The organism is Patiriisocius sp. 208BN25-11, from assembly GCF_058147145.1.
Genome location: NZ_JBYVJY010000020.1, coordinates 1 through 18,274, shown reverse-complemented (window position 1 = coordinate 18,274; position 18,274 = coordinate 1). Strand labels below are relative to the sequence as shown.

The window sequence follows — 18,274 nt, the reverse complement described above, 5'->3', positions numbered from 1 at the left end:
TCTATTGGATCTCCGTTCAAAGTATCGTTATCAAATACACTTGGAGTTGTTCCACCATCGGCACCACTAATTGGTGTTCCGCTATAATCATCATCTACAGCATCGATTACTGGTGCCTCTATTACTACAGTAGCTGTGGCTGTATCACAGTTGGTTGGGTTGTTGTTCTCACAAATTGTGTAATCAATCATGTACGTCCCCGCTGGTGTGCCTGGCGTTACATCAATTGTTCCATCGGTGTTTACCGTAAGTTCTGTCGTTGGTGTGCTTGTTAAAGTAACATCGGCCGGATCTACTGGATCGCCATTTAACTCATCATTGTCATATACATTTGAGTTGGGTACCGTTCCACCATCTTCTCCATTAACTGGATCTGCACTAAAATCATCTGCAACTGCATCGATTACTGGTGCCTCTACTACTACAGTAGCTGTGGCTGTATCACAGTTGGTTGGGTTGTTGTTCTCACAAATTGTGTAATCAATCATGTACGTCCCCGCTGGTGTGCCTGGCGTTACATCGATTGTTCCATCGGTATTTACCGTAAGCTCTGTCGTTGGTGTGCTTGTTAAAGTAACATCGGCTGGATCTACTGGGTCACCATTTAGCTCGTCGTTGTCATAAACGTTAGCTCCTGGTACTGCTCCACCACTTGTTCCATTTACTGGAGTTGCGCTGTAATCGTCATCTACTGCATCGATTACTGGTGCTTCTACTACTACAGTTACTGTAGCAGTATCACAGTTCGTTGGGTTTAATGCCTCACAGATCTGGTACACTACATCATACGTACCCGCTGGTGTATCCATAGGTACAGTTAACGTTCCATCAGGATTGATTGTGATTCCACTTCCATCATCATCCGTCACAGTTGCGTTTACATCTGCTGGATCTATTGGATCTCCGTTCAAAGTATCATTATCAAACACACTTGGAGTTGTTCCACCATCGGCACCACTAATTGGTGTTCCGCTATAATCATCATCTACTGCATCAATTACTGGTGCCTCTACTACCACAGTAGCTGTGGCTGTATCACAGTTTGTTGGGTTGTTGTTCTCACAAATTGTGTAATCAATCATGTACGTCCCCGCTGGTGTGCCTGGCGTTACATCTACACTTCCGTCTGTATTTACTGTAAGTTCAGCTGTTGGTGTGGTCGTTAAAGTAACATCGGCTGGATCTACTGGGTCACCATTTAACTCATCATTGTCATATACATTCGCTCCTGGTACTGCTCCACCACTTGTTCCATTTACTGGAGTTGCGCTGTAATCGTCATCTACTGCATCGATCACTGGTGCTTCTACTACTACAGTTACTGTAGCAGTATCACAGTTCGTTGGATTTAATACCTCACAAATCTGGTATACTACATCATACGTACCCGCTGGTGTATCCATAGGTACAGTTAACGTTCCATCAGGATTGATTGTGATTCCACTTCCATCATCATCCGTCACAGTTGCATTTACATCTACTGGATCTATTGGATCTCCGTTCAAAGTATCGTTATCAAATACACTTGGAGTTGTTCCTCCATCGGCACCACTGATTGGTGTGCCACTATAATCATCATCCACTGCATCGATATTGCTATCATCTACAACTACTGTTACAGTTGCTGTATCACAGTTGATCGGATTTAGATTCTCACAAATCGTGTAATCAATCATGTAGGTTCCGGCTGGTGTACCTGGTGCTACATCAACACTTCCGTCTGTATTTACAGTAAGCTCAGCTGTTGGTGTACTTGTTAGTGTAACATCGGCTGGATCTACTGGGTCACCATTTAACTCATCGTTGTCATATACATTCGCTCCTGGTACTGCTCCACCACTTGCTCCATTTACTGGAGTTGCGCTATAATCATCATCTACTGCATCGATCACTGGTGCTTCTACTACTACAGTTACTGTAGCCGTATCACAGTTCGTTGGATTTAATACCTCACAAATCTGGTAAACTACATCATACGTACCCGCTGGTGTATCCATAGGTACGGTTAACGTTCCATCAGGATTGATTGTAATTCCACTTCCATCATTATCCGTCACAGTTGCGTTTACATCTGCTGGATCTACTGGATCACCATTCAACGTATCATTATCATATACATTTGAGTTTGGTACCGTTCCACCGTCTTCACCATTTACTGGATCTGCGCTAAAGTCATCATCCACAGCATCAATTACTGGCGCCTCTACTACTACAGTAGCTGTGGCTGTATCACAGTTTGTTGGGTTGTTGTTCTCACAAATTGTGTAATCAATCATGTACGTTCCGGCTGGTGTGCCAGGGGTTACATCAATTGTTCCATCTGTGTTTACTGTAAGTTCTGTCGTTGGTGTACTTGTTAGCGTAACATCCGCTGGATCTACTGGATCACCATTCAACGTATCATTGTCATATACATTTGAGTTTGGTACCGTTCCACCGTCTTCACCATTTACTGGATCTGCGCTAAAGTCATCATCCACAGCATCAATTACTGGCGCCTCTACTACTACAGTAGCTGTGGCTGTATCACAGTTGGTTGGGTTGTTGTTCTCACAAATTGTATAATCAATCATGTACGTGCCTGCTGGTGTGCCAGGGGTTACATCAATTGTTCCATCTGTGTTTACAGTAAGTTCTGTTGTTGGTGTGCTTGTTAAAGTAACATCGGCCGGATCTACTGGATCGCCATTTAACTCATCATTGTCATATACATTTGAGTTGGGTACCGTTCCACCATCTTCTCCATTAACTGGATCTGCACTAAAATCATCTGCAACTGCATCGATTACTGGTGCCTCTACTACTACAGTAGCTGTGGCTGTATCACAGTTGGTTGGGTTGTTGTTCTCACAAATTGTATAATCAATCATGTACGTGCCTGCTGGGGTACCTGGTGTTACATCAATTGTTCCATCTGTGTTTACTGTAAGTTCTGTCGTTGGTGTACTTGTTAGAGTAACATCCGCTGGATCTACTGGATCACCATTCAACGTATCATTATCATATACATTTGAGTTTGGTACCGTTCCACCGTCTTCACCATTTACTGGATCTGCGCTAAAGTCATCTGCAACAGCATCAATTACTGGCGCTGTTACTGTTACTGTCTCTCTTGCTGAATCACAATTTGTTGCATTGTTTACATCACAGATAGTATAATCTATTACATATTCCCCCGCTGGAGTTCCAGCTGGCACTGTTACGACACCATCGGCTCCTACTGTGATAGCTGTGGAAGCCATTCCATCAGGACCTAATATAGTATCTACCGTAAGATTTACGTTAGATGTTGTTGCTTGAACACCATTGATTGTGTCACTTGTTAAAATTGTATCAGTTGCTCCACCATCTGCGCCATTGATTGATGGGAAAGTTTCAATAACTGCATCAATTATAGGAGCGGTTACTGTTACTGTTTCTGTAACTGTATCACAATTTGTTGGATTTAGAATTTCACAGATTGTGTAGTTAAGTTCATAATCACCTGCAGGAGTATTTGCGGCAACTGTTATAGTTCCATCAGGATTTAATGTTAATGGACTGTCAATTGAATTTACTGTTAAGTTTACATCCGCAGGATCGACTGGGTCGCCATTTAATTCGTCGCTATCAAAAATAGTTGCGGTAGTATCACCACCCTCGAATCCGTTAATATTTCCGAAGGTCTCCGCTACTGCATCAATAACTGCTGCATCTACAGTTACTGTTTCTGTCGCTGTATCACAATTTGTTGCATTGTTTACATCACAGATTGTGTACTCAACAGTATAATCTCCAGCTGGAGTTCCTGCTGGTACCGTGATCACACCATCGGCTCCTACTGTAATAGCTGTAGAAGCCATTCCATCTGGACCGTTGATTGCATCTACTGTAATATTTACATTAGATGCTGTTGCCTGTTCACTATTAATAGTGTCACTTGTTAAAATTGTATCGGTTGTACCGCCATCGACCCCATTGATTGAAGGGAAAGTTTCTACAACAGCATCAATTACTGGAGGAGTTACTGTTACTGTTTCGGTAACCGTATCACAATTTGTTGGATTTAGAATTTCACAGATTGTGTAGTTAAGTTCATAATCACCTGCAGGAGTATTTGCGGCAACTGTTATAGTTCCATCAGGATTTAATGTTAATGGACTGTCGATTGAATTTACTGTTAAATTTACATCCGCAGGATCGACTGGGTCGCCATTTAATTCGTCGCTATCAAAAATAGTTGCGGTAGTATCACCACCCTCGAATCCGTTAATATTTCCGAAGGTCTCCGCTACTGCATCAATAACTGCTGCATCTACAGTTACTGTTTCTGTCGCTGTATCACAATTTGTTGCATTGTTTACATCACAGATTGTGTACTCAACAGTATAATCTCCAGCTGGAGTTCCTGCTGGTACCGTGATCACACCATCGGCTCCTACTGTAATAGCTGTAGAAGCCATTCCATCTGGACCGTTGATTGCATCTACTGTAATATTTACATTAGATGTTGTTGCCTGTTCACTATTAATAGTATCACTTGTTAAAATTGTATCGGTTGCTCCACCATCTACCCCATTGATTGATGGGAAGGTTTCTACAACAGCATCAATTACTGGAGCAGTTACTGTTACTGTTTCGGTAACTGTATCACAATTTGTAGTAGGGTTATCATTATCACAAATGGTATAATTTAAAGTATATGTTCCTGCAGGAGTTCCAGGATCAACAGTAATTGTATTGTTTGCATTTAAGGTTAATGCTGAGTCAATTGAATTTACTGTAAGTGTCACATTTCCGCCAGTACCAGCAACTGCTGGATCTCCATTGAAAGTATCACTTGTTAAAATAGATTGCGTTGTTCCACCATCAAAACCGTTAATAGAAGCAATAGTTTCTACGACCGCATCGATTACTGGCGCTACAACTGTTATTGTTTCTGTAACAGTATCACAATTTGTTAGTACTGCATTTTCGCAGATGGTATAGTTAATTTCGTAGTCTCCAGCTGGTGTATTTGGAGCAACGGTAATTGTTCCATCTGTTTCCAAAGTTAAAGGAGTGTCAATACTATTTACAGTAAGTGTCACATTTCCGCCAGCACCAGCAACTGCTTGTGCACCATCTAAAGTATCACTATCTAAAAGTGCTACTGTTGTTGTTCCACCGTCTTCACCATTAATATTGGCAAAGGTTTCTTCTACAGCATCAATTACGGTTGCTTCTACAACTACTGTTACCGTAGCGGTATCACAATTTGCTGGTGTGATGGTTGCGCTATCTTGGCAAATAGTATAATCTACCGTATAAGTTCCCGCCGCTGTTAACGGATCTACGTCTACTGTTCCGTCTGCATTTACAGTAAGTGGACCGTTAGTTACGGGAGTAATAACAAAATCTGCAGGATCTAAAATTTCACCCAGATATTCATCATTGTCAAAAACATTAGCTACTTGACCTCCAGTAGTTCCATTTACAGGGGTTGAACTATAGTCATCATCCATCGCATCTACAGCACATTCTGAAGCAATTGTTGTATCGTCTTGCGAAGTACCAATTGCTTGACCAGCACCACCTACAGCGATTAAAGGAACCCCTTGTGCATTTACTCCTCCATTAAGAGGAACAGCAGGTGTCCCAACATTGATACTTCCATCTGGGTTAAGTTCATCTAAACCAATATTTGTAGCGTTACCTTCTAATGCATCTGGACAACCATCACCATCTGAATCTAAATCTAAATAATCTGGAATATCATCTCCGTCTGTATCTAGATCACATGCAACACCATTAATACTAACAGTTGTACCAGCAGTAGTAAAGTTAGCATCATCAAAAATGTAACCTGTATTAAATTCTCTTTTCTTAACTGTGAAAGTAAGATTAGATGCTTGCAGTAAATTCACATCAACCCAAAGATTTTCATCATCAGGTGATCCACTACTATTACTTAAAAAACGAATAAACTGACCAGTATCCCCAAAATAAGAAGTTGTAGTGTTTGTTGATACAATGTTTGAAACTGGCGCACCAGAAGTAGTGAAGAAACTAGCAACATCATCTTTATCAAACTCAACACCTTCTCCAACACCTGTGTCATCAACATCTAAAAAAGTAAGTTTTACAGGTACATCAATAAGAGTGGTAGTACCTGAAAGGAAAAATTCAATTTTGAATTCCATAAACCCATCATTATTATCTCCTGTCAAAAGAATAGGATAATAGTAAGTGATTCCTGTATCAGGTGAAGTGAATTCAAACCCATCAATATCTGCGCTTAAATCTGTAGGACTTGAATTTCTTAATATAGTAAGTCTTAAATCGACATCTTGACCATTATATGTTGTAGCGTCCGTGTAAGTAGCATATGAGCCCACTCCATCAGGACCTGCACCATTTTGAAAAAAAGTTACATTCCCTGTACCTAATGTTAATGTCACTGGAGTTGGCTGAGCTCCACATTCTTCAGTATCTAATATTCCATCATTATCATCATCTAAATCACATCCGTCTGGCACTTCATCTCCATCATTATCGGTAGTATCATCAAAACCAGGACATATATCATCTACATCAATCACACCATCTGCATCAGAGTCACATTGCAAAAATGAATCTGAAGGTGAGCCATCTGTAGATCCGCCAATTGCTTGACCGTCTACCGCACTCACATTGCCGGGTACTCCATTCCCACTTATCGTTCCATTGAGTTGCCCGTTAGGCAAAACATTTACAGCAAGAATATCATCAAATCCTTCAAGAGCATCAAAACAGCCATCATTATCACTATCAACATCTAACCTATCTGGCACTCCATCGCCATCTGTATCTTTATCTTGATATAATTCAGGAATCGTCACCCAATTATCTTCTGGTATACAAGGCAATAATGCCACAGAGTGATTTGATGTATCACCATCTGTATTTCCTAACCTAAAGCTAACAGAGTTAATTTGAGAATACACTCCAGCTACATGATATTCTGGATTTGCTGTTGAGACTCCAACCACAAAAGTACCATCACTAACGTACCCAATTGAAAACCCTGTTTCTGTTCCAGGTCCAGTATACAAAAGCTCATTGGTTGGATTGTCTACCAATACTTGTGACGTTAAAGCATCTGAATACACAACATATTCGTTTACATCGTTGTCTATGGTTGTTAATATATAAGTTTCTTTTGGCGCTAATGTTTGTGGTGTATCTGCAACCACAAAATCGATTCTAAATTCTGTAAAAGTTCCCGGGTTGTGATCAATTTCGGGTTGAAAATGTGCATCAAAACCAGTTGATGTAACATCCAATTCATTAATTGAGACATCTGTAGAGGATACTATTGTTACAATTGCATCAACTCCCGTATACACGTCATTGTACAAAAACGAATCTCCAATTTGTGGATTGTTAATATCTGAACCCAGATAATTATTTGGACCTTGTGCAGCTCCAAATTGTGGTCCTATAAGATTTGCACAAACAATAATGTCTTGTTCGTTTATATCTAAAATACCATCATTATCGTCATCGTCATCTAATACATTAGAAATTCCATCACCATCGGCATCTGCAAAAAACCCATAGTTTTCTGAGAAAGTTACTTGACCTTCAATGGCGTTTATTGTAATTGGATCGTTTACAGCTCCTTCAACTAAAATTGAACCTATTGGTATATCAGGATCTGTTTCATCAATATCGATAATAGTTGAACCATCTGGAACAAAAGCTGAGAAACTACCATCTGCGGTTGTTTCAACAATTTGGGTGGCTCCCGTACTATCAGTTACAGCTACACTAACACTAGCAATTCCAGGTTCTCCAAGATCTTGGTCGCCATTATTATTTAAATCTTCATAAACAACACCTTCTACAATAGCAAGAGAGGTTACAATGGCACCCAATGCGCCATGAATATCTGCACCACCTCCAACAGCGTCTGGAAAAATAGATGTATCTGAAATATTCGCTAAATCTGTATTATTTGTAGCTGTAACATTACTATCTACGAAAGAAACTCCGTAAACCACATCATTTTCTTGGATCCCTATATCTTCAAGTGTTATATATGATATTCCAATTGCCTCATTACCACCGTTACCCCCTACTCTAAAAGGGTTTGGGTCTCCATTATCGGGATCATCTACCAGCCAACTAAAATCTAGCTCTCCTGGAGGATTAACTAAACCATACTCATTTGTGTCGATTGTGGATAGCGGACCCCAAGTTAATGGATTACCACTACCATCAATAGATGTAATTGCTGCAACTTGATAGGGGCTATTCCCTGCTTTTTCAGAAGCCAAAAAACCAACTTTAGTTAAATCAAAATTTGCAGGTATTGTAAAAGGATCATAAAGAACATCTATACGCTCTATGTTTTGCGATGAACCTTGATTGGCATCATTTTTAAAAACATCATTGGCACCTCTGTTAATAATTTCTTCACTTAGCACTTGCTCCATTGAACAAGTTGCAACATTTCCTACAACTGTTCCAGGAAAAGAAGGCTCATAGTCAAAGTTGCTTGCATTAAACTCCTGAGCCATAATCCCACAACGATCGTATGTTACTCCTCCATTATCTGCGTCTCTTACTATTCTGTAGCTTACTTGTGTAAAAGTATTATCAAGAATAAAAGTCTTAGTAATTGGCGTTGGATCTGTTGGACTTGTAGGTACTACCGCATCTATGGTAACTAAAAATAAATCGTCACCTTGACCCCAATCATACGTTTGACCATCTTCAGTGTATGTTGAAGCAGTTGCATTTACAGCATTTGTTGTTGAACCTGTAATTGCTTGTTGGGCTGATGCTTGAAAAACCGATAACAAAGCAATACCCGCTGCGAGTAGCGTTTTGTTTACATTCCAAGATTTTCTGGTAAGAGTAATTTGTTTCATAAGTACTATTATAAATATGAGTGTGCTATTTATTAACATTTTTGTGTTTCATCATACAAACAAGCTAGGTCTTTGATTGACTCAGTTTAGGTTTCATTATCACTTACTACAGGTTGTAGAAACAAATTATTACGAAAGAGCATAAAACAAGAAAACACTCGTAACTAATAGCTACAAGCGTCTTTGTATTTATACAATCTTCGGGGAATAAAGATGTTTCATTTTGTTTTAAGAATAAATCTTGATTTTTTTGTTTTGTCTGAAATTTTAAAAATATTAAGAGCGAATATAGTTATTAACAATTCGCTATCACATTTTGAAGACAAACATAAATTAGTTTTTTCGACTAAACGTAATTAAAATCGTCAAAATACGTAGGAAAGTACTTATGAAATTTACTTTTTTTTACGAAGATACATTACTTGAAAATTTCAGAACAGATATAGCGCATTTCGGAACAACACACAAAAAAACCTAGTAATTTGATAGGATACTAGGCTTTGAATAATAAATAGTTAATGATGATTCTACATTTATATTTTACTGATTATTTTGATACAATAATAAACTCTGAGCGTCTATTTAATTGATGTAAACCTTCATCACAAGGTACTCCATTAGAACATCTATTGGTAAGTTGTGTTTCTCCATAACCACGACCTGTAAGTCTAGACCTATCAATTCCTCCTCTGGTCACGATGTAGTCAATGGTATTCTTATTTCTTCTTGAAGAAAGGTCCATATTATAATCATCTGGAGCTCTACTATCTGTATGAGATCTTACGTCGATTTTAGTAGTTGGATACGCTTTCATAAAAGCAATTACTTTTTGAAGTTCTACTTGAGCATCTGCTCGGATAAAATCTTTATCTAAATCAAAATAGATAGGCAAGAGATCTAAAAGGAAATTTAAATCGTCTCCAATTTTTGGTTTATCCTGAGCAAGTGACTCTAATTCTAGGTTTAATGAAAGTTCTAATTTTAGTTCAGGACCTGTAGTAAAGCATTCTTCATCAAAACCATATTCAATTTTTGAACCTCTTACACAATACGGTTTGCTACAATCTAAAGGAAAAGAAAAGGTTCCATCTTCACCTGCAATTAATTGATCAATAACTTGATTTGCAGGATCCATTAAAACCACTTTAGCCATTGGGATAGGCTCTTTTGTATCTTTATCGATTACAACACCCGTCACCATTTGCGAGCAACTACTTATGAGTTCTAAATCTCCTACTTTTTCGAATGAATAAATATCATCATCTCCTTCTCCTCCATCTCGATTTGATGCAAAGTAACCAATCCCACTTTTATCGTTTACAATAAACGTAAAGTCATCTTTTTGACTATTTACTGGTCGTCCAATATTAAAAACATCACCAAAATTTTCATTCTGCATTTCTGCCACAAAAACATCTAATCCTCCTAGTCCAGGGTGTCCATCTGAGGCGAAATATAATTTATCGGAAGTTACAAATGGGAATGTTTCTCTAAATTCTGTATTAATATTATCTCCAAGAGGTTCTGGTGTCCCAAAACCATCGCCCTCTACACTTACTTTATATAAATCTGACATTCCTTTTCCTCCTGGCATGTCGCTCGCAAAGTAAAGTGTCTTATCATCTTCACTCAAAGCTGGATGCGCAACAGAATATTCATCACTATTAAAAGGCACTTCGGAAATATCCCATTTCCCTTTTGCGTTTAGCTTGCCCTTATACATTTTTAATTTATTTGTTCCATTACTGTCTTTCTTATAGTCACCGTTTGTATAGTTATTTCTTGTAAAATACATTGTTTGGCCATCTTTTGAAAAAGCTGCTGTGGATTCGTGGTATTTTGTATTTACTTTATTATCAAAGCTTTTAACATAATAGTTATCAGGTGTTGTTAATGGAATTTGGTATATATCCAAAAAAGGTTGTTCATTCCAATCATGTATTCTTCCAGCTTTATTTCTTCCATTCAATCTGTTAGAAGCAAAGACTAGGTTTCCTTTGTAATACGAAGGTGCAAAATCTGAAAGGGAAGAATTAAACGGAACATTTACAAGTTTAAATCTACCCGACTGCGCTTCAATTTCTTCTAGATAATTTCGCTCATTGGCAAATAAAGCACCTCTTGTGTCACTCCCATTTGATTGATAAAATTCTTCCATAATTCTATCTGACGCTGCGTATTGTCCTGCACTTTTTAAAGATTGGGCATATCTATATAAATATTCTGGTTTTGTATTTTGAGAAAACTCATACAGTGATGCATACCAACGAGATGCATTTACATAATCGGCAGTAAAATAGTAAGAGTCTCCTAAACGCATTAAAAGATCTTCAGACATGAAACCATCTTCGGCCACTTTCAAATATGCTTCACGAGCATCAATGTAAGCGAAGTTTCTAAATTCTTTATCGGCTTTCTCTAATTTCTTTTCTTGTGATTGCACTGCTGCACTAATCATTAAAAAAGAAGCTAATAAAATATGTGTAATTTTTTTCATTTTTGTAGCGTATTAGTTAAGGATTAAAAGAATCTAGGCGAAATCAATCGTTCTTCCTTCTTGAATAATTCGTAGCGTAACATAATTTCATAACTTCCAGAATTGTATTGGTTCAATTCTGTAGTCTCACGGTCATAAGCAACACCTAACATTAATTGGTCGGTAACTTGAAAGCCTGCCATTGCACTCAAGGCTGCACTCCAACGATATGCCAAACCAAGAGTTAGTTTGTCCTTTAAAAGTGCATTTAAAGAAACATCCAACTGTAATGGAGCTCCCTCTACTGCCTTGAACAAAGCTGCTGGCTTTAAATCTAAATCTGGATTTACTTCAAACACATATCCACCAATTAAGTAAAAGTTGATTTTCTCACGGGCAGTTGCGCTTGAATTTGTTGTGTTACTTATTGTTGTACTCTCATCAAAATGCTCTGTCTCTAAAACATTTGGAGCACTAAAACCTAAGTAAAACTTATCTGTATAATAGTAGGCTCCTAAACCAAATTGAGGAGAAAATCTATTATCGACATTCGACTCGGTTGTTGCATCAGAATCTCCGTCATTGAATGCTCCTGTATTTAACCTTGCAAAATCTATATCAAGCAAATGACCTCCACCTTTTAAACCTAAAGCTAATTTCCCTTTTTCACTCAAGTTAAGGGTATAACTAAAGGCCAGATCAAAGTACGTCTCATTGGTTACGAAAATTTCATCTCTAACAATATTAAGCCCTAAGCCAACACGCTTACCCACAGGACTGTGCATGGATAAGGTATAGGTGTTTGGCGCTCCTTCAATATTGTTAAACCATTGATTTCTGTATATACCCACCAAACTAAATACATCTCTACTTCCGGCATAGGCTGGATTGATACTAAGAGTATTATACATGTATTGCGTGTACTGAGCATCTTGCTGACTGCGAACTGTGCTCACAGAAAGAACCATAAAGAGCAATGCTAAAATTGGTACTAATTGTTTTTTCATAAGGTTAAATTTTAACCCCGCAGCATCCCACGGGGTTGTTTATGATTGCTTTATTATCTTCTGTTGATGTATAATGGACCAGCAAGCTTTTGAGTGTTGCCATTTCCGTCTACATATTCAATAACATAATAATATGTTCCTACAGGTAATTTCTCTTCTCTATCGATAGTAGACCTACCATCTGATAGTCCTCTAAAGAAATTATCATTCTGACCATATCCGTCTGTCTTGTATACTTCCACTCCCCATCGGTTGTAAATAGTTACCGTATTTCTTGGGAAATTCTGAAGTCCACTAATTACAAATACATCATTTAATCCATCACCGTTAGGAGTCATGATATCAAATACATTGATATCTGCATTTGGATTGATATTAGGATTTGTAGATGGTTCAATATAATCTGGAATTCCATTACCATTTACATCAGCTATTTCATCGCCATTTGGTATTCCATCATCATCACAATCGAACGTTAACCATTCTGGACTAACACCAGCAACAGTTTGATTATCATAATCAATTACTTGAGACTCAAAATCAAAATCACAAGAATCATTAGGATCTGTTCCGTCCATGATCTCATCACCATTTGAAACTCCATCCCCATCACAATCGAAATCTAAGAACGCTCCAGTAGGTTCTAAGGTTACACTGCTGAATATGAAACTACAGAAATCTAATGGATCTGTTCCATCCATAATCTCATCACCATTGGTAACTCCATCGCCATCACAATCGGCTTCTAGGAAGTCACCTGAGGGTGCTACAGTCTGACTAGCAACTATAAAGTCACATGGGTCTAATGGGTCTGTACCATCCATAATCTCATCACCATTGATAACACCATCACCGTCACAATCTAATTGATTGTATGCTTCGGAAACAGGAACTGTTTGACTTTCTGGTAAGTAATCACAAGGGTCTTGTGGATTCGTACCATCTTCTAATTCATCAAGATTAGTAACTCCATCGCCATCACAGTCTAATTGATGCCATTCTTCAGTTACAATAGTAACATCTTGGTTTATTGGCTTATAACTACATCCATCTAGCGGATCTGTACCTGCTGCAATTTCAACTCCATTAGAAACTCCATCGCCATCACAGTCTAAGTCTAACCAAGCTTGACTTGGTTCAACAGTTTGGCTTGCTAGGATAAAGTCACAAGGATCTTGCGGATCTGTGCCATCGTCTAACTCATCTTGGTTGGTAACGCCATCTCCATCACAGTCTGCCATCATCCAATCACCGCTCGTAGGTAATGTTTGGTTTGCTATTATGTAATCACAAGGATCATTAATATCTGTACCATCTATCACTTCTTGACCGTTTGTTACACCATCACCGTCACAATCTCCATCTAACCATGCTTGGCTAGGAGGAAGTGTCTGGCTAATTACTAAGAGACTACACTCATCAAGAGGATCTGTTCCATCTAATAATTCATCTCCATTAGTAACACCATCACCATCACAATCTAGTGCCTCCCATGCTGGAGTTTGTGGCACTGTTGCATTTTCGATCATAAACTCACAAGGATCTGTTGGATTTGTTCCATCGATTATTTCATCACCATTGGTAACACCATCGCCATCACAATCATCAGCAATCCAAGCATCACTTGGTGTAACTGTTTGACTTGTAACAATGAAATCACAAGGATCTTGTGGATCTGTACCATCATCTAACTCATCTTGGTTGGTAACACCATCACCGTCACAGTCTGCCATCATCCAATCACCACTTGTAGGCAGTGTTTGGTTAGCTAACACATAATCACAAGGATCATTAACATCAGTACCATCCATAATTTCTTGACCATTGGTAACACCATCACCATCACAATCACTATCTAACCAAGCTTGACTTGGAGGAACCGTTTGATTATCTGTGATAAGACTACAATCGTCAAGTGGATCTGTACCGTCATCAAGTTCATCACCATTGGTAACACCATCACCATCACAATCAAGTGCTTCCCATTCAGGAGTTTGTGGCACTGTTGCATTTTCGATCATAAATTCACAAGGGTCTTGCGGATCTGTACCATCAATGGTCTCATCACCATTTGTTACACCGTCTCCATCACAATCTTCCTGTTCCCATTCATCAGAAACAATTGTTATATCTTGATTTGCTGCGTCATAACTACATGGATTATAAGGATCTGTACCATCCATAATTTCTTGACCATTTGTAACACCATCACCATCACAATCGCCAGCTTGCCATATAGGGTTCGTTTGATCTTCATCACCTATTGTACCATCATCTATACAAGGATCGTTTGGATCTGGATCATTACCATTCACGGTTCCATCACCATCACAATCTGCCATTGACCAAATCGGATTAGATATATCTTCATCACCAGAAATTCCGTTATCAATACATGGATCATTTGGATCTGGATCATCACCATTTGGAGTACCATCACCATCACAATCAGCATCTGCCCATATTGGGTTACTTGCATCTCCTACACTTCCTGGTGTGAATACACAAGGATCTAGCGGATCTGGATCCGTTCCGTTTGGATCTCCATCACCATCACAGTCTGCACTTGTCCATGGCTCCATCGTTGGAAGACTTACATCATCCTCGTTGTAATCACATGGATCGTTTGGATCTGTACCATCTGGTCCTGGGGTACCATCACCATTTGGATCTACCTCTGTTCCGTTTGGAACACCATCACCATCACAATCGGCTACATACCAATCGCTTGTCATATCAGTTAAATCAACCAAAGCAAGGTTTCCACCAACACAAGGATCATTCGGATCTGGATCTGAACCATTTGGCTCTCCATCACCATCACAATCAGCTGCTGCCCAGATTGGGTTGTTTGCATCTCCTACACTTCCCGGTGTGAATACACAAGGATCTTGTGGATCTGGATCTGTTCCGTTTGGATCACCATCTCCATCACAATCTGCACTTGTCCATGGTTCCATCGTTGGAAGACTTACATCATCCTCGTTGTAATCACATGGATCGTTTGGATCTGTACCATCTGGTCCTGGGGTACCATCACCATTTGGATCTACCTCTGTTCCGTTTGGAACACCATCACCATCACAATCGGCTACATACCAATCGCTTGTCATATCAGTTAAATCAACCAAAGCAAGGTTTCCACCAACACAAGGATCATTTGGATCTGGATCTGAACCATTTGGATCTCCATCACCATCACAGTCAGCTGCAGCCCATATTGGGTTGTTTGCATCTCCTACACTTCCTGGTGTGAATACACAAGGATCTAGTGGCTCAGGATCGGTTCCATTTGGATCACCATCACCATCACAATCTGCACTTGTCCATGGCTCCATCGTTGGAAGACTTACATCATCCTCGTTATAATCACACGGGTCATTCGGATCAGTGTTGTCTGGTCCTGAAGTACCGTCCATATCTGGATCTACTTCTGTTCCGTTTGGAACACCATCGCCATCACAATCGGCTAAGTACCAATCGCTTGTCATATCTGTTAAATCAACCAAAGCAAGGTTTCCACCTTCACATGGATCGTTTGGATCTGGATCTGAACCATTTGGCTCTCCATCACCATCACAATCTGCTGCTGCCCAGATTGGGTTGTTTGCATCTCCTACACTTCCTGGTGTGAATACACAAGGATCTAGTGGCTCAGGATCGATTCCATTTGGATCACCATCACCATCACAATCTGCACTTGTCCATGGCTCCATCGTTGGAAGACTTACATCATCCTCGTTATAATCACATGGGTCATTCGGATCAGTATTGTCTGGTCCTGAAGTACCGTCCATATCTGGATCTACTTCTGTACCGTTTGGAACACCATCGCCATCACAATCGGCTACATACCAATCGCTGGTCATGTCTGTTAAATCAACCAAAGCAAGGTTTCCGCCTTCACAAGGATCATTTGGATCTGGATCAGTGCCATTTGGCTCTCCGTCTCCATCACAGTCTGCATCTGCCCAAATTGGGTTGCTTGCATCTCCTACACTTCCTGGTGTGAATACACATGGATCTAATGGTTCTGGATCTGTTCCGTTTGGATCACCGTCTCCATCACAGTCTGCACTTGTCCATGGTTCCATCGTTGGAAGACTTACATCATCCTCGTTGTAATCACATGGATCGTTAGGGTTCGTATTGTCTGGACCTGAAGTACCATCACCATCTGGATCTACCTCTGTTCCGTTTGGAACTCCGTCTCCATCACAATCGGCTACATACCAATCGCTGGTCATATCTGTTAAATCAACCAAAGCAAGGTTTCCGCCTTCACAAGGATCATTTGGATCTGGATCAGTGCCATTTGGCTCTCCGTCTCCATCACAGTCTGCATCTGCCCAAATTGGGTTGCTTGCATCTCCTACACTTCCTGGTGTGAATACACAAGGATCTAATGGTTCTGGATCTGTTCCGTTTGGATCACCGTCTCCATCACAGTCTGCACTTGTCCATGGTTCCATCGTTGGAAGACTTACATCATCCTCGTTGTAATCACATGGATCGTTAGGGTTCGTATTGTCTGGACCTGAAGTACCATCACCATCTGGATCTACCTCTGTTCCGTTTGGAACTCCGTCTCCATCACAATCGGCTACATACCAATCGCTGGTCATATCTGTTAAATCAACCAAAGCAAGGTTTCCGCCTTCACAAGGATCATTTGGATCTGGATCAGTGCCATTTGGCTCTCCGTCTCCATCACAATCGGCCGCTGCCCAGATTGGGTTGCTTGCATCTCCTACACTTCCTGGTGTGAATACACAAGGATCTAGTGGCTCTGGATCGGTTCCGTTTGGATCACCGTCACCATCACAATCTGCACTTGTCCATGGTTCCATCGTTGGAAGACTTACATCATCCTCGTTGTAATCACATGGATCGTTAGGGTTCGTATTGTCTGGACCTGAAGTACCATCACCATCTGGATCTACCTCTGTTCCGTTTGGAACTCCGTCTCCATCACAATCGGCTACATACCAATCGCTGGTTGTATCCATTAAGTCTACATTGGCTAAATCTCCACCAATACACGGATCGTTCGGATCTGGATCAGTGCCATTTGGCTCTCCGTCTCCATCACAGTCTGCATCTGCCCAGATTGGGTTGCTTGCATCTCCTACACTTCCTGGTGTGAATACACATGGATCTAATGGTTCTGGATCAGTCTCATTTGTCTCTCCGTCTCCATCACAATCAGCATCGTTCCAATCTCCACCTTGTGGTAAGCTTACATCGTCTTCGTTGTAATCACAAGGATCGTTTGGATCTGTATTGTCTGGTCCTGAAGTACCGTCTCCATCTGGATCTACTTCTTCTCCATTTGGTACACCATCACCATCACAATCGGCTACATACCAATCGCTAGTCATATCTGAAAGATCAACATTAGCTAAGTTACCTCCATCACAAGGATCGTAAGGACTTGGATCGTTTCCATTTGTCTCTCCATCTCCATCACAATCGGCGGCTTGCCAGATTGGATTCGTTATATCTTCATCGCCAATCGTACCATCATCATTACACGGATCGTCCGGATCTGGATCCATATTATTTGGCGTACCATCTCCATCACAATCACCTAATCCCATACCATTACACTCATCAAAAGTAACAATTACTGAAGCAGGATCGGAAGTGTTCCCCTCATCGTCATCAACTATATACATAATTTCCATAGGGTCTTCTACTGAAAGTCCCATACAACTCGCATCTGGAACTCCAGCTGCCGTACAAGGCGTGAACGTAATCGCCCCCGTTGTACCATCTACTGTCCATACTCCTACACCTGGCTCCACTAATGGATCGCCTGGATTCGCCGTTCCTACTATCTGTACCGTCGTTGGATCTACAATATCACCATCTACATCATTCCCTAAAACATCTACCACTACTGGCATTCCAGT

Annotated in this window: 3 protein-coding genes and 1 pseudogene; all 4 read right to left on the bottom strand. The window is 40.1% G+C overall.

Annotated features, from left to right (window positions below; all coding sequences use genetic code 11):
* Positions 1–8,876 (bottom strand): annotated as a pseudogene (locus ACY2RS_RS15135) (hypothetical protein); the annotation flags it as partial.
* A gap of 547 nt (positions 8,877–9,423) precedes the next feature.
* Positions 9,424–11,373, bottom strand: coding sequence for an OmpA family protein (locus ACY2RS_RS15130; protein ID WP_490099507.1), 1,950 nt, complete (start codon positions 11,371–11,373; stop codon positions 9,424–9,426).
* Between the two features lie 23 nt (positions 11,374–11,396).
* Positions 11,397–12,359: a PorP/SprF family type IX secretion system membrane protein gene (locus tag ACY2RS_RS15125; RefSeq protein ID WP_490099506.1), complete on the bottom strand. Its 963-nt coding sequence runs from the start codon at positions 12,357–12,359 to the stop codon at positions 11,397–11,399.
* 53 nt (positions 12,360–12,412) lie between these two features.
* Positions 12,413–18,274, bottom strand: a 5,862-nt coding sequence (locus ACY2RS_RS15120) for a T9SS type B sorting domain-containing protein (protein ID WP_490099505.1), incomplete at its 5' end; no start/stop codon positions are given.